15 protein-coding genes and 1 other RNA gene are annotated in these 21,726 nt (G+C 71.8%); 8 read left to right on the top strand and 8 right to left on the bottom strand.

Annotation, left to right across the window (positions count from 1 at the left end; translation table 11 throughout):
- Positions 1 to 87 precede the first annotated feature (87 nt).
- Complete coding sequence (locus WMF12_RS30990) at positions 88 to 969, bottom strand: MBL fold metallo-hydrolase (RefSeq protein ID WP_437851183.1); 882 nt, start codon at positions 967 to 969, stop codon at positions 88 to 90.
- A gap of 371 nt (positions 970 to 1,340) precedes the next feature.
- Here WMF12_RS30990 and WMF12_RS30985 point away from each other — a divergent pair, with 371 nt between their 5' ends.
- Together WMF12_RS30985 and WMF12_RS30980 are read left to right on the top strand one after the other, a co-directional pair.
- A complete protein-coding gene (locus WMF12_RS30985) occupies positions 1,341 to 2,165 on the top strand; it encodes a DUF3025 domain-containing protein (RefSeq protein WP_437851181.1) in 825 nt (274 codons plus the stop codon).
- Between the two features lie 94 nt (positions 2,166 to 2,259).
- Positions 2,260 to 2,964 (top strand): glutathione S-transferase family protein, encoded by a 705-nt coding sequence (locus WMF12_RS30980; RefSeq protein WP_437851179.1) that lies wholly within the window; start codon positions 2,260 to 2,262, stop codon positions 2,962 to 2,964.
- 13 nt (positions 2,965 to 2,977) lie between these two features.
- Here the strand turns inward: WMF12_RS30980 and WMF12_RS30975 are convergent, their stop codons facing one another.
- Both WMF12_RS30975 and metH read right to left on the bottom strand, forming a co-directional pair.
- A complete protein-coding gene (locus tag WMF12_RS30975) occupies positions 2,978 to 3,784 on the bottom strand; it encodes a class I SAM-dependent methyltransferase (RefSeq protein ID WP_437851177.1) in 807 nt (268 codons plus the stop codon).
- Between the two features lie 117 nt (positions 3,785 to 3,901).
- A complete protein-coding gene (gene metH / locus WMF12_RS30970; protein ID WP_437851175.1) occupies positions 3,902 to 7,669 on the bottom strand; it encodes a methionine synthase in 3,768 nt (1,255 codons plus the stop codon).
- A gap of 600 nt (positions 7,670 to 8,269) precedes the next feature.
- Here metH and erpA point away from each other — a divergent pair.
- Together erpA and WMF12_RS30960 are read left to right on the top strand one after the other, a co-directional pair.
- Entirely contained in the window at positions 8,270 to 8,593 is a 324-nt protein-coding gene (gene erpA / locus WMF12_RS30965) for an iron-sulfur cluster insertion protein ErpA (RefSeq protein WP_437740264.1), read from the top strand.
- 456 nt (positions 8,594 to 9,049) lie between these two features.
- Positions 9,050 to 9,901, top strand: coding sequence for a sigma-70 family RNA polymerase sigma factor (locus WMF12_RS30960; protein ID WP_012238497.1), 852 nt, complete (start codon positions 9,050 to 9,052; stop codon positions 9,899 to 9,901).
- A gap of 66 nt (positions 9,902 to 9,967) precedes the next feature.
- On the opposite strand, the gene rnpB is transcribed toward WMF12_RS30960, so the two are convergent.
- Both rnpB and proC read right to left on the bottom strand, forming a co-directional pair.
- Positions 9,968 to 10,432: RNase P RNA component class A (gene rnpB / locus WMF12_RS30955), an RNA gene on the bottom strand.
- 185 nt (positions 10,433 to 10,617) lie between these two features.
- Complete coding sequence (proC, locus tag WMF12_RS30950) at positions 10,618 to 11,475, bottom strand: pyrroline-5-carboxylate reductase (RefSeq protein WP_437851173.1); 858 nt, start codon at positions 11,473 to 11,475, stop codon at positions 10,618 to 10,620.
- A 261-nt stretch (positions 11,476 to 11,736) separates the two neighbouring features.
- Here proC and WMF12_RS30945 point away from each other — a divergent pair, with 261 nt between their 5' ends.
- Positions 11,737 to 13,221, top strand: a complete 1,485-nt coding sequence (locus tag WMF12_RS30945; protein ID WP_437851171.1) for a Do family serine endopeptidase — start codon at positions 11,737 to 11,739, stop codon at positions 13,219 to 13,221.
- Between the two features lie 112 nt (positions 13,222 to 13,333).
- Here the strand turns inward: WMF12_RS30945 and WMF12_RS30940 are convergent, their stop codons facing one another.
- On the bottom strand, positions 13,334 to 14,563 hold the full coding sequence (locus WMF12_RS30940) for a lysylphosphatidylglycerol synthase transmembrane domain-containing protein (RefSeq protein ID WP_437740261.1): 1,230 nt from the start codon (positions 14,561 to 14,563) through the stop codon (positions 13,334 to 13,336).
- A gap of 325 nt (positions 14,564 to 14,888) precedes the next feature.
- On the opposite strand from WMF12_RS30940, the gene WMF12_RS30935 reads away from it, so the two are divergent.
- Positions 14,889 to 16,013: a 6-phosphofructokinase gene (locus tag WMF12_RS30935; RefSeq protein ID WP_437740260.1), complete on the top strand. Its 1,125-nt coding sequence runs from the start codon at positions 14,889 to 14,891 to the stop codon at positions 16,011 to 16,013.
- Between the two features lie 230 nt (positions 16,014 to 16,243).
- On the top strand, positions 16,244 to 19,606 hold the full coding sequence (locus WMF12_RS30930) for a response regulator (protein WP_437851169.1): 3,363 nt from the start codon (positions 16,244 to 16,246) through the stop codon (positions 19,604 to 19,606).
- Between the two features lie 34 nt (positions 19,607 to 19,640).
- Here WMF12_RS30930 and cdd read toward each other — a convergent pair whose 3' ends face one another.
- Entirely contained in the window at positions 19,641 to 20,105 is a 465-nt protein-coding gene (cdd, locus tag WMF12_RS30925) for a cytidine deaminase (RefSeq protein ID WP_437851167.1), read from the bottom strand.
- Positions 20,102 to 20,953 (bottom strand): purine-nucleoside phosphorylase, encoded by an 852-nt coding sequence (locus WMF12_RS30920; protein WP_437851165.1) that lies wholly within the window; start codon positions 20,951 to 20,953, stop codon positions 20,102 to 20,104. Before WMF12_RS30920 ends, cdd begins: the two co-directional genes overlap by 4 nt.
- A 115-nt stretch (positions 20,954 to 21,068) precedes the next feature.
- Here WMF12_RS30920 and WMF12_RS30915 point away from each other — a divergent pair, with 115 nt between their 5' ends.
- Positions 21,069 to 21,449, top strand: a complete 381-nt coding sequence (locus WMF12_RS30915) for a hypothetical protein (protein WP_437851163.1) — start codon at positions 21,069 to 21,071, stop codon at positions 21,447 to 21,449.
- The last annotated feature ends 277 nt before the right edge of the window (positions 21,450 to 21,726 follow it).

Here is a 21,726-nt window from a genome sequence, read left to right as displayed (position 1 = left end):
CGGCGCCCGGCGGACCGAGGCGGGCCGCTCGCCGAAGCGCGCGCCTGCCCGCGCGCACGTCGAGGCGCGCGTGGGCCTGTGCGCGCGTCACGCCATCTTCATGCGATCGATGAGCTCGGCGAGCTCGGCGCGCATGGCGTCCTCGGAGGGAGCGCGGTACCGGCGGAGGTGGCCTGGCAGGACCCACGTGAACCGGTGCTGGAGGAGGCGCTCCATCGAGCGGATCTGCTCCGCCCAGGAATACCAGCAGATGTCGCGCGACGCGTCGAGTCGCCCGAGCTCGCCGGAGAAGAAGAGATGGTCCCCGGTGAAGAGGTACCGGTCCCGGAAGAGGAGCGCGACGCTGCCCCGCGTGTGGCCCGGGACGGGGATCAACGTGAGATCGGGCGCGAGGGCCACGGGGTCGAGCCCCTTGATCTTCGCCTCGGCGAGCGCTGTTCCGTCGTCGATGTCGTCCTCGTGGATCACGCGATCGCACCCGAAGTTGTCGCGGAAGATCCGGTGATCGGCGACGTCGTCGCGGTGGGTGAGCACCAGGGTCCGGACGCCGCCGAGCTCGCGGATGCGCTTCATGAGCGGCCTGGCGGCGCGGGGCGAGTCGACGAGCACGTTGCCCTCGGGTCGCAGGATGAGGTAGCTCGCCGCGCCAAACGAGGACGACGAGGTATAGCCGCAATAATAGACATCCTCGTCGATCGGCTCGGGGAAGGAGAAGGTCGCGGCGGCCATCCCCGCCGCCGGTGCGGAGGTGCCGATGGAGGCGGTCGGACACGACACCAGCGCCATGGCCGCGCGGAGGTGCTCGTCCGGCGTCGCGGGCTGGCGAGCGACGATGCTCTGCTCGACGGCGGGCGCGCGCGCGAACACCGAGGGGGCGAGCTGGCGGCATACGTCGCAGTCGATGCACGACCGGTCGACGAAGTAATCGCCGGGGGCGTTCTCTGGCAGGCGGTCCTCGAGGCGAGCCATCTCGTTATCTCAGGATGACACGCGGGCGGCGGGCGTGGGGGCAGATCCGTCGCAGCCACGTCCACGGCGAACAGCCGTCACTCCAGGCTTGGCACGAGCTCTCGTTGCGTGATGGCTGCATGAGGGCGAGCATGGATATCCAGGGAAGCTGGGTGAGTTGAAACAGGGAGTCTCGGGATACCGGCGCCCTGCTGACCCGCTCTGTGTGCTCGGTCCACCGCGGGCCTGCCGGGCGGCCGGCGGCCCTGGTCCCGCCGCGTGGCCGCCGCCTCGCGCTCAGCGCGTCGCGGCGCCGCCTTGCGCTCAGCGCGTCGCGGCGCCGCCTTGCGCGCAGCTTGAGCTCTCGCCGCGCTGCTCCTACGCTGCGCGGCGTGAGCGCCGCCGGCCGAGCTGCGCCGCACCCGAGCGGCGCGCCAGAGAGCACCTCCGTTCCCTGGGAGCCGCTCTTCCACGGGAAGAGCCGGCTCTACTGGCCGATCCGCCCCCTGGCCGAGGCGTTCGCGGGGTGCGCCGGCTGGCCGTCGGTCGAGGACTACAACCGGGCGCTCGGCGAGGGGTTCCCCGTGCGCTTTGCGGAGCAAAAGCCGCGGCCTCGTCGGCGCGGGCGGCGCGGGCCCGTCGACCCCTCGGCGCTCTACGACGCGCGCATCCACGTCGAGGGCTGCGTGCCGACGCGTCCGAGGAACTGGCACGACTTCCTCAACATGCTGGTGTGGGGCGCCTTCCCGCGCGCGAAGGCGGAGCTCCACGCGCGCCAGCACCGGGCGATCGCCGCGCGCCTCCATCCAGGCGCGGAGGCGCTCCCTCCGGCGCGCACGCGCGAGCTGGACGGGCTCGCGCTCCTCGACGAGGGCGGGCTCCTGCTGCTCCACAACAACGCGCGCGAGGCGCCCCTCCTCGGCGATGCCTCCGATCTGGAGCGCTGCGCCGGCGAGGTGCGGGACGCCGTGCAGCGGGGCGAGGCCGCGGCGCTCGTCTTCGGCCACGCGCTGTACGAGAGCCTCCTCCAGCGCGGACCGATGGTCTACGCGATGGTGCAGTCCATCCCGTGCGACGGACCGCTGCCCGCCGCGCCGGCCGCGCTCGTGGCGCTGGCCGACGCGCGCCTCGGCGACGTGCTGCGGTCACCCGACAGCTTCGCGCGCCCGGAGCGCAGCCCGCGCCTCCCCCTGGACGAGCGCGTCCTGTGCAGGTGATGGTAAGTGACGGCCGCGGCCGGGGGACGACGGCGCCCTGAGCGTGCGAGGGGCTTGCCGCGGCGCGCAGCCCGACCGGAAGATGGCCGCCGCCATGACAGCGATCCGACTCTACGATCTCCAGGTGCGGGACGACCGCCGGCCGAGCCCCTTTTGCTGGCGGATCAAGTACGCGCTGGCCCACAAGGGCCTTTCGTTCGACACCGTGCCGGTCGGGCTCACGGACATCCCAGCGATCGAGGGCGGCGCGCACAAGACCGTGCCGATCATCGACGATGGCGGAAAGACCGTCTCCGACTCCTGGGCGATCGCGGACCACCTCGACAAGGCGTATCCCGACCGGCCGCGTCTCTTCGCCTCGCCGGCCGAGCGCGAGCTCTGCCGCTTCGTCGAGGCCAGCCTGTTCGTGAGCGCCGGCAGGTCGCTTCTGATGAGTTATGTGAAGGACATCCACGACCACGCCCACGAGCGAGATCGCGCCTACTTCCGGCAGACCCGGGAGAAGCTGCTCGGCTCCACGCTGGAGGAGCTGGCCAGCGGGCGCGCGGAGCGGCTCGACGCGGCGCGTGCCGGCTTCGATTCGGTCCGGTTCACGCTCAAGGGGGGCGCGCCGTTCCTCGCGGGGGCGAACCCTGGCTATGCGGACTACATCGTCGCGGGCTTCCTGCTCTGGGTGGGGTCGATCGCCACCGCCCCCTTCCTCAAAGCCGACGATCCCCTCCTCGTGTGGCTCGGCCGCGTCCAGGACCTCTACGGCGGCCTCGGCCGGACGAGCCCGCTGAACGCGATCGCCGCCTGAGGGCGCCCCGCTCTCAGACGCGCCGTCGCGCCGCGAGCGCATAGACGAGCGGCAGTCGGCGCTCGAACTTCTTCATGCGGAACTGCCCTGGCGGTCCTTCCACCATGTCCGGAAAGATGTCGTAGGGGGACCAGTCGAGCTCGCGCAGGCGCTCCAGCGTGAGGCCCGCGTCGAGGAGCGCCGACACCACCGTCCCGATCCCGTGGTTGAAGCCGACCTCCTTCAGCGTCACGGGCGCGCTCCTGTCGGCGTACGTGCCTGTCTCCTCGGTGACGATCGGCTCCCCGTGCCCATCGTAGGCATAGGCGATCTGCTCGAATGCATTGTCGAAGATCCACACGAGGGGGTGGAACTCGACGACGTGCAGGACGCCCCCGGGCTTCAGGCACGCCGCGGCCGCGCGCGCCCAGCGCGTCATGTCCGGGAGCCACCCGAGGACGCCGTACGAGGTGAAGACGATATCGAACGTCTCGCCGCCGAGGGCCTCGGGGGCGTCGTAGACGTTGGCCTCGACGAAGCGCGCGTCCACCGAGAGCTCCTGCGCCAGCGCGCGCGCCGCCGTGATGGCCTCGTCGGAGAGGTCCAGCCCGGTGACGCGGGCGCCCAGCCGCGCCCAGGAGAGCGTGTCCTGCCCGAAATGGCACTGCAGGTGGAGGAGCGTCTTTCCGCGCACATCGCCGACCTGCTCGAGCTCGATCGGCTTGAGAGAGCTCGCGCCGGCCCGGAACGAGGCCAGATCGTAGAATTTGGACGCCAGGTGCACGCGGGTGCGCGCGTTCCAGGCGGCGCGGTTCAGCGCAAACCAGTCGGCCTCGGACATAGGGAACTTGTTATCACAACGTTCGTCGCGCGGTCTGCGTCGGATCGCTGCCGCGCTCGGACGCCGTCCCTGCGCCGCAATGTGCGCCCGTGGGCACATCGCCGCTTCCGTCCGCCGTCACGCCGCCACGACGGCGCTCTCCCCCTCGACAGCCGCCTTCGGGTCATACCCCAGGTTCGGCGACAGCCACCGTTCCACCTCCTCGACCGTCATCCCCTTGCGCTTCGCGTAGTCCGCGACCTGATCCCTGCCGAGGCGCCCCACCATGAAATACCGCGCCTTCGGGTGCGCCAGGTAGATGCCGCTGACGCTCGCCGCCGGCGTCATCGCGCAGCTCTCCGTCAGCTCGATGCCGACCGACGGCGCGTCGAGCAGCGCGAACAGCTTGCGCTTCTCGGTGTGATCCGGGCACGCCGGGTACCCGAACGCCGGCCGGATCCCCCGGTACTTCTCCTCGATGAGATCCTCGCTCGTCAGCGCCTCTCCCGCGCCGTACCCCCAGTCCTTGCGCGCCCGCTCGTGGAGCAGCTCGGCGAACGCCTCCGCGAGCCGGTCCGCCAGCGCCTTCGCGATGATCGCGCTGTAGTCGTCCCTGTCCTTCTCGTACGCGCGCACGATCTCGTCGAGCCCGAGCCCCGCCGTCACCGCGAACGCGCCGACGTGATCGGCGAGCCCGCGCTCCCGCGGCGCCACGAAGTCGGCCAGCGACAGGTGCGGCCTCACCCCGCCCGCGGCCTTGTCGCCGCCGTCTCCGTCCTCCTCGGCGCCGCCCTGCCCCTTCACCTGCTGCTGGCGCAGCATGTTGAACCGGACGAGCTCCCGCTCCCTCGCCTCGTCCGCGTAGAGCACGATGTCCCGCTGCTCGCCGCTCGCCGGCCAGAAGCCATAGACGCCCCGCGCCTCGAGCAGGCGACCCTCGATGATCCGCTGCAGCACCTTCTGCGCGTGATCGAACAGCTCGCGCGCCGCCTCGCCGTACTGCGGGTGCTCCAGGATCTGCGGGAACGGCCCCCTGAGCTCCCACGCGGTGAAGAAGAACGTCCAGTCGATGTACCTCGCGACCTCCGAGAGCGGCACCTCCACCACGCGGCGCCCCGTGAACGACGGCCTCGCGATGTCCTCGGGCCGCCACGCGATCTCGAGCCGCCCCCCGTCCGCCGCGGCGAGCGTCACGAGCGGCTTCGCCCGCTTCCTCGCGAAGAGCTCGCGCAGCCGGCGCTGCTCCTCCCGGTTCTGCGCGTCGAAGGCCGGCCGGTTCGCCCGATCGAGCAGGCTCGACACCACGCCCACGGCCCGCGACGCGTCGAGCACGTGCACCACCGTCCCGCTGAACTCCGGCGCGATCTTCACCGCCGTGTGCTGCCGGCTCGTCGTCGCCCCGCCGATGAGCAGCGGCAGCCGGATTCCGCGCCGCTCCATCTCGCGCGCCACGCTGACCATCTCGTCGAGCGACGGCGTGATGAGGCCGCTCAGCCCGATCATGTCGGCCTCCTCGCGCAGCGCCGCCTCCAGGATCCTGTCCTGGTGCACCATCACGCCGAGGTCGATCACCTCGTAGTTGTTGCACCCGAGCACCACGCCCACGATGTTCTTGCCGATGTCGTGCACGTCGCCCTTCACGGTCGCCATCACGACCTTCCCCTGCGACGACGAGCCCCCGGCGGCCTTCTCGGCCTCCATGAACGGCAGCAGGTGCGCGACGGCGCGCTTCATCACGCGGGCGCTCTTCACCACCTGCGGCAGGAACATCTTCCCGGCGCCGAACAGCTCGCCGACGACCTTCATCCCGTCCATCAGCGGCCCCTCGATGATGGAGAGCGGCCTCTCGTACTTCCTCCGCGCCTCCTCCACGTCCGCCTCGATGAAGTCGACGAGCCCCCTCACGAGCGCGTGCGAGAGCCGCTCCTCGACCGGGCCGTCGCGCCAGGCGAGGTCGAGCTCCTTCTTCTTGCCCTTGCCCTTCACCTGCTCGGCGAGCTCGACGAGCCGCTCGGTCGCGTCCGGGCGCCGGTTGAAGAGGACGTCCTCCACCCGCTCGAGCAGATCCCTCGGGATGTCCTCGTAGACCGCGAGCTGCCCCGCGTTCACGATGCCCATGTCCATTCCGGCCCGGATCGCGTGGAACAGGAAGGCCGAGTGCATCGCCTCGCGGACGACGTTGTTCCCGCGGAACGAGAACGACAGGTTCGACACGCCGCCGCTCACGCGCGCCCCCGGGCAGGTCGCCTTGATGATCCGCGTCGCCTCGATGAAGTTCTTCGCGAAGTCGCTGTGCTCCTCGATGCCGGTCGCGATCGCGAGGATGTTCGGGTCGAAGACGATGTCCTGCGGATCGAAGCCCGCCTCCTCGGTGAGCAGCCTGTACGCGCGCTGGCAGATCGCGACCTTGCGCTCCACCGTCTCGGCCTGGCCGATCTCGTCGAAGGCCATCACCACGACCCCCGCCCCGTAGCGCCGCACGGCGCGCGCCTTCTCGAGGAAGTCTTCGGGCCCCTCCTTGAGGCTTATCGAGTTGACGATCCCCTTGCCCTGGATGCACTTGAGCCCCGCCTCGATGATCGACCACCTCGAGCTGTCGACCATGATCGGGATGCGGGCGATCTCGGGCTCGGTGGCGACGAGATTCAGGAAGGTCGTCATCGCCTGCTCGGAGTCGAGCATGCCCTCGTCCATGTTCACGTCGAGGAGGTTCGCCCCGCCGCGCACCTGATCGAGCGCCACCTCCAGCGCGGTCGTGAAGTCGCCCTTCTTGATGAGCTCCATGAACCGGGCCGAGCCGGTCACGTTGGTCCGCTCGCCGATCATCAGGAAGTTCGTGTCGGGTCGGATGACGAGCGTCTCCAGGCCGGCGAAGCGCCCGAAGCCGTCGCGGTCCGCGGGCACGGACCGCGGCCGGAGCTCCGCCGTCGCCCGGGCGATCGCGCGGATGTGATCCGGCGTCGTCCCGCAGCAGCCGCCGACGATGTTCACGAGCCCGCTCTCCGCGAACTCCGCGAGCAGCCGCGACGTCGTCTCCGGGAGCTCGTCGTACTCGCCGAACGCGTTGGGGAGGCCCGCGTTCGGGTAGCAGCTCACCCGCGCCCGGGCGAGCTTCGCGAGATCCACGAGGTAGGGCCTCATGTCGCTCGCGCCGAGGGCGCAGTTGAGGCCGACGCTGAGCGGGTTCGCGTGCTCCACGCTCGTCCAGAAGGCGTCGATCGTCTGGCCGGAGAGCGTCCTGCCGCTCCTGTCGGTGATCGTCACGCTGAGCAGGATCGGCAGGCGCCGCCCCTTCTCCGCGAAGACCTCCTCCATCGCGACGAGGCACGCCTTCATGTTCAGCGTGTCGAGGAACGTCTCCGCGAGGATCACGTCGACCCCCCCGTCGACGAGCCCGCGCACCTGCTCCGCGAACGCCCGCCGCAGCTCGTCGAAGCCGACGGCGCGGAACGAGGGGTCGTTCACGCTCGGCGAGATCGACAGCGTCTTCGGCGTCGGCCCCATCGCGCCCGCGACGAAGCGCGGCTTGCCGGGCGCGCGCGCCGTCCACGCGTCGGCCGCCTTCCGGGCGATCTGGGCCGCGGTCAGGTTGATCTCGTAGGCGAGCGACTCGAGCCGGTAGTCGGCCTGGGCGATCGAGGTGCCCGTGAAGGTGTTCGTCTCGATGATGTCGGCGCCGGCGTCGAGGTACGCGCCGTGGATCTCGGCGATGACGTCCGGCCGCGTCAGCACGAGGAGATCGCTGTTGCCCTTGAGATCGATCGCGTGGTCGCGGAAGCGCTCGCCGCGGTAGTCGGCCTCGTCCAGGCGGTAGCGCTGGATCATCGTGCCCATCGCGCCGTCGAGGCACAGGATCCGGTGTTCGAGGATCTCCTCGAGGCGCGCGGGGCGTTCGCTTCCGTTCATGGCTCTGCTCATCTCCTGGGCTTCTTTCCCGTGGGCGCTGCGGCCGCAGGGGCAGCCGTTCTGCCGCGAGGGCTGGGCGGCCCGGGGCCCGCCGTCGCCCGGCTTGCGGTCCAGGGGACGGTCGAGGCCCGTCTCACGCGGCGGACATGGACCGAGATATTTAATCTCTCAATCCGGATTAACAGATTGAAGACTGCCGGGCCTGCCTGCCGGTGTCAAGCGTCGGCTGCGAGCGGGCGACGGCGGCGGTCCCTGCCGCGGGCTCATCTGTGCACGCTGCTGTGCACGCTGCGCGATGCTGCTGGATGGCCGACCGGGTGGTCGCGTCTGGGCGCACTGGCAGCAGGGCGCGCGCCGGGCGAACGGCGAGCTGGTGGTCATCCATGGACGAACGGGCGGCCAGGGCGCCGCCTGACGCCGCTCCGGCTGAGGCACTGGCGGACATCGCTGAAGGTGCGTATCTTTGGCGAGCCCTGAGCACCCCACCCCAGGGCACGGCCGGCCGGGCTCACCGCACGGTTCGCCTTGCTGCGGGGCGAGCGCCCCCCGAGACAGGACCTGCCGTCCCCCGCCGACAAAGCACGCAGAGGAGATTCCAGGATGATCACGATCACAGAGAAGGCAGCCGAAAAGGTGATGGAGATCGCGACAGCGGAGGAGCTGATGGGGCAGGGGTTGCGCCTGCGCGTCGTGGGCGGTGGGTGCGCCGGCTTCTCGTACGACCTGTACTTCGAGGACAAGCCGACGGAGTTCGACGAGGAGTTCGAGGACAGGGGAATCAAGCTCTACATCGACCCGCTGAGCTTCCAGTACCTGGACGGCACGGAGATTGATTACGTGGAAGGCCTCCACGGCTCGGGCTTCAAGTTCAGCAACCCGTCGGTGAAGAGCACCTGCGGCTGCGGCTCCTCGTTCTCCGTCTGATTCCGCTCGTTTCCGTCAGATTCCCTCTGATCGGGCGCCCGCTCTCTTCGCGGGCTTCGCTTCCGTCCTGGCTCGCGCCGCTCGTCTCTCGAGCGGCCTACGCGAGATGCACACGGGCCGCGTGAGCGCGTCTGCCCGGAGCATCGCAGCCTTCCTGGCTCTCTAGCGCCTTCGGTTTGGCTCGTCCCTCGCTCGGGCGCGCCTGAGGCGCGTGCGCCAGCGCTTCGCAGCCATGGTGTACAAGCTGCCCGCCCGGGGCGGCATGCCAGCTGCATCGCAGCCTGGGTGGGCTGCTCTCTTCGGAATCTCGAACCAACCACGTCGGCGGCAAGTGCCGGCGAAGCGATCAACGCGATCGAGGTCCGGCCCCGGCCGACCTCGACAGCAGGAGACGGGGTCCGGCGTCGGCCGGCCTCACCAACCGAACCGGGGTCTTCGGACCTCGAAGGAAACCCTGTGCAAACGTCCCGAGATCAGGCCAGCGCGGTTTCGCGCTACATCACGCATGTTCGGCAGATCCCGGAGCTGTCGCGCGAGGAAGAAGTCGAGCTCGCTCGACGGTGGCGGGACCACGGCGACGAGCAGGCCGCAGCCGCGCTCGCGCTCGCAAACCTGAGGCATGTTGTCTCGATAGCGATCAGCTACCGGCGTTACGGGATCCCGCTCGCCGACCTCATCGCCGAGGGGAACTTCGGGATCGTCCACGCGATCCGCAAGTACGACCCGGACCGCGGAAACCGCTTCGTGACCTACGCGGCCTACTGGATCCGGGCGTACATTCTGAACCACGTCATCCACTCCTGGAGCCTGGTCGGCGTGGGCTCGGGCCCGCTCCGCTCGAAGATGTTCTTCCGGTTGCGGCGGGAACGGGCGCGCATCGCGGGCCTCGTGGGCGAGGGGGAGGAGGGGGATCGGCTGCTGGCCGAGAAGTTCGGCGCGCCCGCGGAGAAGGTGCTGGAGATGGCTCACCGGCTAGAGGCCCGGGACGTCTCGCTCGACACGAAGGTGTTCGAGGACGGCGCCCGGTCGCTGGTCGACACGCTGCCCGCGGACGATCAGGACCAGGAGGAGCGCTTCTCGCGCGCGGAGGAGGGGGCCCTGCTCCGGGAGCGGCTGACGCAGGCGGTGGAGAACCTGGACCCGCGCGAGCGGTACATCGTCGAGACCCGGATGATGGCGGATCCCGAGGAGGAGCTGTCGCTCGCCGAGATCGGGCGTCGCCTGGGCGTGTCGCGCGAGCGGGCTCGGCAGCTCGAGGCGCGCGCCAAGAAGAAGCTGCGCGACCGCCTCCAGCCGCTGGCGGCGTAGCGACTTGCCACAGGTGAGCGGCGGGCGAGCACAAAAGCACGAAGCCCCGCCGGGGCGGAGCTTCGTGGTCGCAGGAGACGTAAGCCGAGTTCTGTTGCGCGGGGAGTCGCCCCCCTCGCGCCGGCGATCATTCCTCTAGGACGCGCGTCGCCGCGCGCCTCAAGCAGCCAACCCGGAGGCCTGGGGCGGGCAGCCCTTGCCGCGGCGGCTGTCGCCGTCGCGGACGCCTCCCTACGCGGCCTTGCTCCAGGTGGGGTTTGCCGTGCCACCCTTGTTGCCAAGGGCGCGGTGGGCTCTTACCCCGCCGTTTCACCCTTGCCGCGCGGCGAGCCAGCGGAGGCTCGGAGCCCAGCCCATCCGGGCAGGAGGCTCGTTGCCCTCGCGAAGCGCGCGGCGCGGCGGTCTGTTCTCTGTTGCACTTTCCTCGAGATCGCTCTCACCGGGCGTTACCCGGCACCCTGCCCTGCGGAGCTCGGACTTTCCTCCCGCGGCCGGGTTTCCCCGTCCGCCGGCGATCGCCTGTCCCGCTGCGACGCGGCGAACATAGTCAAGGGCCGGCCGAACGCCAACACCTGAGGTCGGAGAACGGGCGCGACTGCATGCCGTGGAGCGTCTTGTCCTTTCAAAGCCAAGCTCCGGCGGTGGCGCTGCGCGTGGCGTGGCTGCTCCCCTGCTCGTGGTCAGCATTCGGGGACAGGCCCGCTCCTTGGTCAGGCTCAGGTGCGGCGGAGCTTCTGCGCCATCTGGGCGCCCAGCTCGGCCGAGCGGTTGGACGCCGCCTCCACCGCGTCGATCAAGGTGCGGCGGAGGCCGCCTGCCTCCAGCGTGTGGAGCCCCGCGATGGCCGTGCCGCCGGGGCTCGTCACCATGTCCTTCAGGCGGCCGGGGTGCTCGCCGGTCTCGAGCTGGAGCTTGGCGGCGCCGTACACCGTCTGCGCCGCGAGCAGCAGCGCCGCGTCCCGGCCGAGGCCGACCTTCACGCCGCCGTCCGCGAGCGCCTCGATCATCAGCATGACGTAGGCGGGGCCGCTGCCCGACAGGCCGGTCACCGCGTCGAGCAGCGACTCGTCGAGCACGACGACGCGGCCCACCGCCTGGAACAGGGTCCGCGCGATCTCGACGTCCTCGCTCGTGGCGTGGCTCCCGGCGGCGATCGCCGTGGCGCCGGCGAGCGCGATCGCCGCGGTGTTCGGCATGCTGCGGATGACGCGCGCTCCCTCGGGCAGGCGCGCCTCGATGGCGTCGATCGGCACGCCGGCCGCCACCGAGATCACGACGTCCGAGCGGCCGAGCCCCGACGAGATGGGGGCGAGGATGCGATCGACGACCTGCGGCTTGACGGCGATGACGAGGACGTCGGCCCACCGGCAGAGCGCCTCGTTGTCCTCGGTGGTCTCGATGCCGTAGCGCCCGTGGAGAAAGGAGAGCCGCTCGCTCTTGAGATCGCTCGCGCGGATCTGCTCCGCGCCCACGGCGCCCCCCTGGACGAGGCCGCGGATGAGCGCCTCGGCCATGTTTCCGCCGCCAAGAAACCCGATCTTGCGCCCTCGCAGCAGACCCTCATCGCTCGCCATCGCTCGCCTCGCTTCCAGGAGCGCGCACCCTAGCAGCCTTGCCGAGCGCGCGGCTCAAATCTCGACGGACACCGCCGCGCGGCTGCGTGCCGCGCGTGCCGCCATGGACGTGCAGACAGGCGCGGGGCCCGCTCGCCCGGACCGAGGCGATCACTCTTGTCAGCCGAGCCTGCGGCGTTATTGGTGCGGCGGAATGAACGCAGTCGGTCCCATGTTCGTCGATGGCAGGACGGGACCCTTCGACTGCCCGACGGAGATTTCATGATTCAAGCGGTTTCCTATCGCCCTCGCGCTTCGGCCCTCGCGCTGCTCACGGCGGCGGCGCTGGCCATCGGCGGTTGCGGTCAACAGGCCCACGCCACGCCTCCTTCCACCCAGGCCGCCGCCTCGCCGCAGGCCGCGGCGCCGCCGGTCGCGACCGTGACGCTCCCGCCGGCGACGGCGCCGGTGCCGGCCACCTTCGATGTCGCCGCCCTGTCAGATCGGGTCAAGCCGATGGTCGTCAACATCACGACGACGCATGAGGTCCAGGGGCCCGAAGGGCTCGACCCCTTCCAGTTCTTCTTCGGTCCGCAAGGCGGCGGACGGCTCAACCCGCGGGGCCAGCAGCCGACGCAGACGGCGCTCGGGACCGGCTTCATCATCGACCCGAGCGGCTACGTCGTGACGAACGAGCACGTCATCCACGACGCGTCCGGCGTCCGCGTGCGGCTCGCCGACGAGCGGGAGTTCGAGGCCGAGGTCGTCGGCCGCGATCCCAAGCTCGATCTCGCGCTCCTCCGCCTGAAGGGCGCGAGCGGCCTGCCTGTGGCGCCGCTCGGGGCGAGCGAGCAGCTGCGGGTCGGCGAGCACGTGCTCGCGGTCGGCAACCCCTTCGGGCTCGGCCACACGGTCACGCTCGGCATCGTCAGCGCGAAGGCGCGCGCGATCGGCGCGGGGCCGTACGACGACTTCATCCAGACCGACGCGTCGATCAACCCGGGCAACAGCGGCGGCCCGCTGTTCAACTGGCGGGGCGAGGTCGTGGGCATCAACACCGCGATCCGGGCGGGCGCGAACGGGATCGGCTTCGCGATCCCGATCGACGCGCTGAAGGACGTGCTCCCGCAGCTCCGCGAGAAGGGCTTCGTCGAGCGCGGCAAGCTCGGCCTCCTGTTCCAGCCCGTCACGCGCGATCTCGCCGCGGCGCTCCAGCTCGACGGGCCTCGGGGCGCGCTCGTCGCCGAGGTCGAGCCGGGCGGCGCGGCCGCGCGCGCCGGCATCAAGCCGGGCGACGTGATCGTGAACGTGAACGGCGTCCCCATCCACCACGCCGAGGAGCTGCGGCGCAACGTGGCGCGCAACGCGCCCGGCTCGGAGATCGCGGTGACGCTGGTGCGCGCCCAGAAGCAGCAACAGGTCGTGGCCAAGCTGGACGCGCTCCAGGACGAGGAGGGCGACGCGGCGGGCCGCGCGCGGCCGAGCCAGGGCGCGCGGCCCGAGCGCCAGCTGAGCGCCGAGAAGCTCGGCATCCAGGTCTCCGAGGCCCCGGGCGGCGGCGTGCGGGTCGACGGGTTCGCCTCGGGCAGCAAGGTCCAGGAGATCGAGGTGGGCGACGTGATCCTCGAGGTGAACGGCGCCCCGGTGAAGGACGTCGCCGGCCTCCGGGCGGCCATCTCCAAGCTCAAGGACGGGTCCGTCGCCCTCCTCAAGGTGCGGCGCGGGAAGCTCGTCCAGTTCGCGGCCGTGCCGATCTCCGCGCGCTGATCCTGCGCCGGGCGTGGCTTTCGCGGCTGGCGCGAGCCGCCCTGCGCCAGCCGCGCCGACCGCGCCACCCCATTCCCGCGCCACCCCATTCCCGCGTCACCCCATTCCCGCGTCACCCCACGCCTTGCTGCCGATCGGTGGTGTCCTCTCCACCCAGCGGCGCCTTCGCGGCGCGCGCCGCCTCCGCGAGCGCGCGCTTCTCCGCCTCGGTCTGCTTCACGCGCTCCTCGAGCACGTCGGTGCCGAGGTAGCGGAAGACGTAGACCCCCCCGACGAACATGCAGAGGAACAGGGTGAGCACCCGCCAGAGGACGACGTAGGGCACCACGAACGCGCCGTGGACCCAGGGCGACATGAGCGCGTTCGAGCCGAGCTCGGCGACGCCGCTCGCGCCGGGCGTGGGGGTCATGTAGAGCGCGAAGTTGAGCAGCGTCTGGATCAGGACGACCTGCACGATCGGCGGGCCTACCGAGACGAACGTCGAGGGCGAGGTCGGAATGCCGAGCCCGAGCAGGATGAAGTAGGCGACGGCGAACCGCGAGCAGAAGAAGCCGAACGTGAGCAGCAGCGCGGCGGCGTAGGCGCGCTTGCCGCGGCGCATGTAGATGCGGAAGCCGTGGTGGAACTCGTCCACGCCCAGCAGCAGGCGCGCGGTCGTGGCGCCGGGGGCGGCGAGCGCGGCCTCGGCGCGGGCCCGCAGCCGGGGCACGCGCCGGGCGCCCAGCAGGGCGGCGCGCAGGAGCTTCCCGAGCGGCACCGACAGCGCGCGGACGATCCCCTTGAGGAGCGGCGGGTACGCCGCCGCGGCGATGAGCGCGACGAGGGCCGAGCCGAACATCACGACGGTGAAGAGGAGCAGCCACTCGATCTGCGAGCCCGCCTGCACGACCAGCATCCCGCCCTGCTGCAGCACGAAGATGACCACGGCAGACAGGAGGAAGAAGGTGATCGTGCACGAGGCGGTGAGCAGCTCCGCCGTGGCCACGTCGACGAGCCGCATGCCGCCGTGCACGAGCACGGCGGCCTGCGACGGCGCCGCGCCGGCCTGTCCGGGGGTCACCCCGGCGCAGAACATCAGCACGAACTCCGAGGTCACCGCGGTACGGACGCGGAGCTCGGGCCAGAGGACGCGCCCGAGGGTCCAGATCCTGAGGCCTCCGAACACGCCCTCTTGCAGCGCCAGCACGGCGCCGACGAGCAGCCAGCCCGGGCGCACGTGCGCGAACGCGGCGGCGAGGCTCGCCTGCTTGTCGTGGATCTCGCTGTAGAGGACGTAAGCGAACGACGCGAGCGTGAGCGTGACGATGACCTGGATGCCTCGGATCAGGGTGGCGCGGTTCATACAGGGGCACGCAGCCGGGGTGATCGCATGCGCACGCCCCTATACCCTGTCGCCGGCGCTCGCGACCGTCATGCCTGCGCTCCTCCGGATCGACACCCCTCCCGTGGCGGCCCCGACCACACGGCGCACGCGCGCCGGGTGCGAAGGCCGCTTCGCGCAGGCGCTCCTCGCTCGCCGCGTTCCCCGGGCTCGTCCAGCGCGCCGCGTTCGCCGCCGTCCGCCGCCGTCGCTCCGTCGAATCGCGACGCGCATCCGTGCCTTTCGAGGCCAGGTCGAGGAGATGTCTATTGCGTCGCCGGGGGCGGCTCGCGATGCTGCGAGCCTCATGGCGGCACGAAAGATCGCTATCAGTACCGGCGGAGGCGACGCGCCGGGGCTCAACGCTGTGATCCGCGCGGCCACGCTCGGCGCGCTCGAGCGTGGCTGGGAGGTCTGGGGGATCCGGCAAGGGTACCGCGGGTTGCTCGACGACGATCCGGATGGGCTCATCCGCCTGGATCGCGAGCGGGTCCGGGGCATCGCGCACCTCGGGGGCACCATCCTGGGCACCGCGAACCGCGGCGATCCGTTCCATTACCCGACGCCTGGCGAGCACGGGCTCGTCCCCCGGGATCGATCCGAGGATCTCGTGCGGCGGTTTCGCGCGGAGGGGTTCGACGCGCTCATCTCGGTGGGCGGAGACGGATCCATGTGGATCGCGCACCAGCTGCTCCAGCGCGGGCTGCCCCTCGTCATCGGCGTACCGAAGACGATCGACAACGACGTCTGCTGCACGGACCTCACGTTCGGCTTCGACACGGCGGTCTCCATCGCGACCGAGGCGCTCGACCGGCTCCACACCACGACCGAGGCGCACGAGCGGATCATGGTCGTGGAGGTGATGGGGCGGCACGCGGGCTGGATCGCGCTCAACGCCGGGATCGCCGGCGGAGCCGACGCCATCCTGATGCCGGAGATCCCGTTCCGGTTCGAGGCGATCGCCGAGAAGATCCGCCTGCGGGAGTCGCGCGGGCGCCGCTTCTCCATCGTCGTGGCGGCCGAGGGGGCGTACGCGCAAGGGGGTGAGCTGATCATCAAGGACGCGGGCGACGCGTTCCGCCGCACCGCCGTGCTCGGGGGCGTGGCCGAGCGCGTGGCCAAGGAGCTCGCGGCCCGCACCGGCAAGGAAGCGCGCTCGATGGTGCTCGGCCACCTCCAGCGGGGCGGCGGACCCACGACGGCGGATCGCTTGCTCGCCCTCCGCTTCGGCGCGGCCGCGGCGCGCTGCCTCGTCGAGGACTGCGGCAGCGGGATGGTGGCGCTGCGCTCGAACCGGATCGAGCTCGTCCCCCTCGAGGAGGTCGCCGGCAAGACGAAGACGGTGCCGCTCGACTCGGACACGGTCGTCACCGCCCGTGAGATGGGGCTGTGCTTTGGAGACGAGGCGCCCGGCCACTTCGTCGCGCCCTGATCGGCGAGCGCGCGGGTCTTCCGCTGTCTCCCTGCTCCTCGGCAAGAGTTATGTAGGATTGTGCGGTATCGCCCCCGGGCCGGGCGATTTCCGCTCGGCGCCCCGTCGGCAGGATTGGCAGGCGGATGGCGGCCGCGCGATCTGAGCTGCGCTGCCAGCCTCGTGTTTGACACTCGTTGAAGGGGGCCGATATCTTGGTTTCCCCTCCGAACCCGCGCACACCCCGGAACATGACGAAAGTCCTCGTATTTGAGAGCGATCCGGCGTTTGCCGGGGAGCTCCGCACGGAATTGGGCCGCCTCGGCTGCACCGTTCAGGTGGTCGACGACGGCAACGTCGGCCTGCAGGCGGCAGCGGCCGAGCGCCCCGACCTCATCCTGCTGTCGATCGAGCTGCCGCGCATGAACGGCTTCTCGGTCTGCAACAAGCTCAAGAAGGACGTGCAGCTCAAGGACGTCCCGCTCGTCATCATGTCGAGCGAGTCGAGCGAAGAGACGTTCGAGCAGCACCGCAAGCTCAGGACGCGCGCGGAGGACTACATCCACAAGCCGATCGCGTTCGGCGAGCTCCTCGAGCACATCCGCAACTACGTCTCGATCGACGGGGACGACGCGGAGGCCGATCCGATCATGATCGATGAGGCCGAGGTGCTCGAGGCCGACATCGACGAGGACTCCGGCGATCCCACGATCATCACGGCCGCCGTGGGCTCGGACGGCACGCCCGGGAGCGTCGCGCCTCCGCCCGCCGTTGCGCCGTCGGTCCCGCCGCCAGTGCCGAGGCCGCCGTCCGCGGCGCCGCCGCCTGCCGCTGCCGCCACGCCGTCCGCGGTGCCGCCGCCCCCCGCGCCGAGGCCGCCGTCCGCGGTGCCGCCGCCCCCCGCGCCGAGGCCGACGTCCGCGGTGCCGCCGTCTGCCGTCACACCGTCTGCCGTGCCGTCGGCGCCCCCTGCCGCCGCTGCGCAGGATCGTGCCCGGGCGTCAGCTCCGCCGAGGCCTCCGCAGGGCGCCGCGGCGCGGTCGGACGCCCGCAAGTCGGACGAGGACATCGAGGAGTTCATCGGCGGCGCGTTCACCCGGCTGATCCGCGACGAGGAGGAGGAGCGCACCGACGTCAGGCCCTCGGTCGCGCCGTCGTCTCGGACGCTGGCGCCCACGAAGACGCCCGTGCCGGCCTCGGCGCCGCCGCCCGTGAGCTCGTCGCCGGTGGCCGCGTACCGGGCGCCGGTCTCCGAGCGCGGGGCCGCGTACCGGGCTCCGGTCTCCGAGCGCGGGGCCGCGTACCGGGCTCCGGTCTCCGAGCGCGGTGCCGCGTACCGGGCTCCGATCTCCGAGCGCGGGCGGCTGACCCCTGCGCCGCCCGCGCCGCCTCGCTCCGACGCCGACGCGGCCGAGATCGAGCGCCTGCGTGGCGACCTGGACAGGTCCAAGGGAGAGATCGTCCGCCTCACCAAGGAAGTCGCGGCTGCGCGCGCGACCTCGCTCCGCCTCGAGGGAGAGCTCTCCTCGGCGAACGACGGCAGCCAGGAGGCGGCCCGCCTGCGGCGCGAGCTGGACGAGCTCAAGGTGAAGCTCGCGTCCGGCGCCGGCGCCGGCTCCAGGCCCGGCGGCGTGTCGAGCCGCGAGTTCCTGGATCTGCGCGAGGCGCTCAACAAGAAGGACAAAGAGATCCTCGCGCTCCGCGACCAGATGTCGCGCAAGGACAAGGAGCTGCTGGAGCTCCGGGATCAGTCGCTGTCGCTCGAGCGAGAGAAGGCCGATCAGGTCGACAGGATCCTGGAGCTCGAGCGCGCGAGCGAGGACCTCGACGGACAGGTCGCGTCGCTCCGCGCGGACAAGGAGCTCGCCGCGAAGCGCGCGGACGACTTCAAGGCACGCGCGGAGAAGCTGCAGGGGCAGATCGCGGCCCGCGACGCCGATCTCTCGTCGGCCCGGCAGGCGCTGATGGACGCGGAGGCGGCGCACACGGAGGCGCTGCGCGCGGCGGCGGACGAGAAGACGCAAGCGATCGCCGCCGTCGAGGCCTCGGCGCAGCGCGAGCTCGAGGAGAGCGCGCAGGTGGAGCGCGAGCGCTTCGAGCAGGCGGCCGCGGGGCACCGGGCGGAGGTGGAGCGGCTCAACGCCGAGCACGCCGCCCGGCGCGAGCAGCAGGCCGCCGAGCACCGCGCCGCCGTCGAGAAGCTGACCGGCGAGCACGCCGGCGCCATCGAGAAGCTGACCGGCGAGCACGCCGGCGCCATCGAGAAGCTGACCGGCGAGCACGCCGGCGCCATCGAGAAGCTGACCGGCGAGCACGCCGGCGCCATCGAGAAGCTGGCCGGCGAGCACGCCACGGCGCTGGACCGCCTCCGGGCCGAGCATGCGGCGGCGGCGGAGGGGGCGAAATCCGAGCACGCCGCCGCCATGGAGGGGCTGCGGGCCGAGCACGCCGGGGCGCTCGACGCGTCGAGGCGCGAGCACGAGGCCGCCGTCGAGGCGCTGCGGCGTGAGCACGAAGCCGCGACGGAGCGGCGCGACCGGGAGCACGCCGCTGCGCTGGACACGGCGCGAAGCGAGCACGCTGCCGCCCTGGAGCGCGCTCAGGCGGAGCACGCCGCCGCGCTCCAGGGGGCGCGCGACGAGCACGCCGCCGCGATCGAGAAGCAGCAGGCCGCGCACGCATCCGCGCTGGAGTCGCTGCGGGGCGAGCACACGTCCGCGCTGGAGTCGCTGCGGGGCGAGCACGCGAGCGCCGTCGAGGGGCTCCAGAGCGAGCACGCGGACGAGATCGGACGGCGGGATCGCGAGCACGCGGGCGCGCTGCAACGCCTCCAGACCGAGCACGCGCGCGCCCTCGAGGGGCAGGCCGAGGAGCATGCGCGGGCGATCGCGCAGCAGACGGAGGAGCACGCGAGGGCGCTCGCGGCCGCGCGCGAGAGCTTCGCAACGCAGCTCGCGGCGCGGGAGCGCGAGCTCATCGAGGAGCGCGAGCAGGCCGTCCGCGACGCCGAGCAGGCCCACGCGAAGCGGGTGGTCGAGCTCGAGGCGCGCGCCGCCGAGCGGCAGGCGCAGCTCGAGGCCGCGCACGCGCAGGCGCTCGCCGACGCGCGCGCGGCGCACCAGGCCGAGACCGCCGAGCGGGAGGCCGCCTGGGCGGCGCAGCGGCGCGAGCTGGACGAGGTCGCCCGCGGGCTCTCCACGGAGCTCGGGCAAGCGCGCAGCCAGATCGCGGACCTCGAGGCCCGGACGCAGGAGCTCGATCGGCAGCTGGAGCAGCGCGCGGGTGAGCTCTCCGCGGCTGCCGCGGAGCGCGAGCGCTTGCTGGGTGAGCTCGCCGAGCGGGCGCAATCCATCGAGGCGCTCCAGGGCCGGCTCGCCGAGGCCGAGCGGCGTGGGAGCGAGCTCGGCGCTCAGCTCTCGCAGCGGACCGAGGAGCGCGACAGCCTGCGGGCGCACGGCGAGCAGCTCACCGAGCAGCTGGCCGTCGAGCGCGCCCGCCTGCAGAAGGCACGCTCGAAGTGGGGTGAGGACCGCGTCTCGCTCGAGCGCGCGCGGGAGGCGCTCGCCGCGGCGCTGTCGCAGATCGATCAAGCCGAGGCGCTCTCGATCGAGTGAGCCCTCGGCGCTCCCTGGAGGGCGCTCGGGGCGATCAGCGCGAGAGCGCGGCCGCCCCGAACGCCTCGGGGAGCAGCGCCGACAGCGAGGTGGTCCGCGGCGCCACGCCGTCGGCCTCGGCGGCGATGAGGCGGATCGGGAAATCCTCGGCGAACTCGGCGAGGGTTTGCCGGCACATACCGCACGGGCTGCCGAGCACGGGCCCGCTGGTGGCGACGGTGAGCGCGATCGGATCGCGCTCGCCGGCCGCGACCATCTGCACGATGGCGGAGCGCTCTGCGCAGATGGTGAGCCCGTACGAGGCGTTCTCGACGTTGCAGCCGGTGAACACGCGGCCGGATCGCACGAGGATCGCCGCGCCCACCCGGTAGCTGGAGTACGGCGCGTGCGCCCGCGTCCGGACGGCGAGGGCGGCCTGGTCGAGCGCGTCCCAGTCGATCGCCTGCGCCGCTTCAGCCGAGGCGAGCGCGTCGCTGGCGTCGCGCGGAGGGCGGCTCACGACGCCGTGCTCCCGGCCGCGACGTCGGCGCCGACGCGGCGGACCCACGTCGAGAGCAGCGCCGTGAACCGGGCGCGCGCCTCCCGGGCGGTCTCCTCGACCTCCTTGTGGTCGAGCTCGCGCTTGGTCAGCCCCGCGGCGAGGTTCGTGACGCACGAGATGGCCGCGGCGGGCACGCCCATGTGCCTGAGCGCGATGATCTCCGGGACGGTGCTCATCCCGACCGCATCGGCCCCGAGCGTGCGCAGCATCCGGATCTCGGCGGGCGTCTCGTACGTCGGTCCGAGCAGCGCGGCGTAGACCCCCTCGCGCAGGGCGACGCCCGTGTCGCTCGCCGCAGTCTTCGCGAGCTCGATCAGCCTGGGATCGTGCGCGTAGGTCATGTCGGGGAAGCGCTTGCCGAGCGCCTCGTCGTTCGGCCCGACCAGCGGGTTCGCTCCCATCAGGTTCAGGTGATCGGTGAGCAGCATGAGGTCGCCGGCGGCGAACCCCGGGTTGATGCCGCCGGCCGCGTTGGTCAGGAGCACGGCGCGACAGCCGAGCCGGGCGAGCACCCGCACGCCGAACACCACCTTCGCCAGCGGGTGCCCCTCGTAGAGGTGCGCGCGCCCCTGCAGGCAGGCGACCTGCACGTCCCCGACGCGGCCGGCGCAGAGGAAGCCGGGGTGCCCGGCGACGGCCGGCCGGGGCATGCCGGGGATGTCCGCGTAGGGCACCTTCACGAGCTCGGCGAGCTCGTCGCCCCAGCCGCCGAGCCCCGATCCGAGCACCACACCAACGCGCGGAGGCGCTGGAATTCGTTCACGAATGACGCGCGCGGCTTCGTCGAGCTCAGGCAGGAGGGTCACCGTGACAAGCTACCCCAGGGCGGCGCAAAGGGTAAACGTCGCAGCGTAAACGTCGCAGATGCACGGCGGCGCCGCGCGTGATAGGGTCGCCGCCCTTTCGGGGCAAGTGACGACGATGGCTACCAAGATCGAAGATTTCTTGAAGGAAAAGAAGATCGACCCCCGCCGCATCATCGCGGCGTCGGTGAAGATCGAGCGGCTGCAGCCGGAGGATCGGGCGATCCGCCTGACGAAGCGGCTGGCGCGTGGCAGCGAGGACGCCGCCAAGAAGAAGGAGGCGGCCAGCGCCAAGAAGCCGCGCAGCGGTCGTCCCGTGACCGACCGCACGCTGAGCGCCGCGCTGCAGGGCAAGCCGATCAGCGGCCCCGCGAAGACGCGCGTGCTTCGCGCGGTCAACCGGCTCCTAGAGCAGAAGAAGCAGGAGAAGGTCGAGCTGTCGGCGCTCTTCGAGCTGCCCAAGAAGGGCGGCGCAGCGGGGGCCGAGGCCGCGGGCTGAAGCCGACGGGGACGACCCGGACGGCGCCGCGATCTCCTCGACTCGCCCGGCTGGAGCGCTCGTTGGCCTGAGGCCGGCGCGGGCTCCAGCCGGGCCCCTTTTTGTCAGGGGCTGAAGGCGCTCGCTACACGCGATCGCGGCGGCGGGAGCCCAGATCGAGCAGGTCGGCGGCGACGAGGGCCACGGTCAGCGATACGGCGATGAAGATCATGCGCCGGAAGGTCGCGCCAATGTGGCTCAAGGAACAACTTTTCTGCGTTCGGCGTAACCGCTGCCC

It is taken from the genome of Sorangium sp. So ce363 (assembly GCF_051520435.1).
In the GTDB taxonomy this organism is placed as follows: domain Bacteria; phylum Myxococcota_A; class Polyangia; order Polyangiales; family Polyangiaceae; genus Sorangium; species Sorangium cellulosum_B.
The sequence above is the reverse complement of the archived record's forward strand: the minus strand, read 5'-3'. Positions and strand labels throughout refer to the sequence as shown.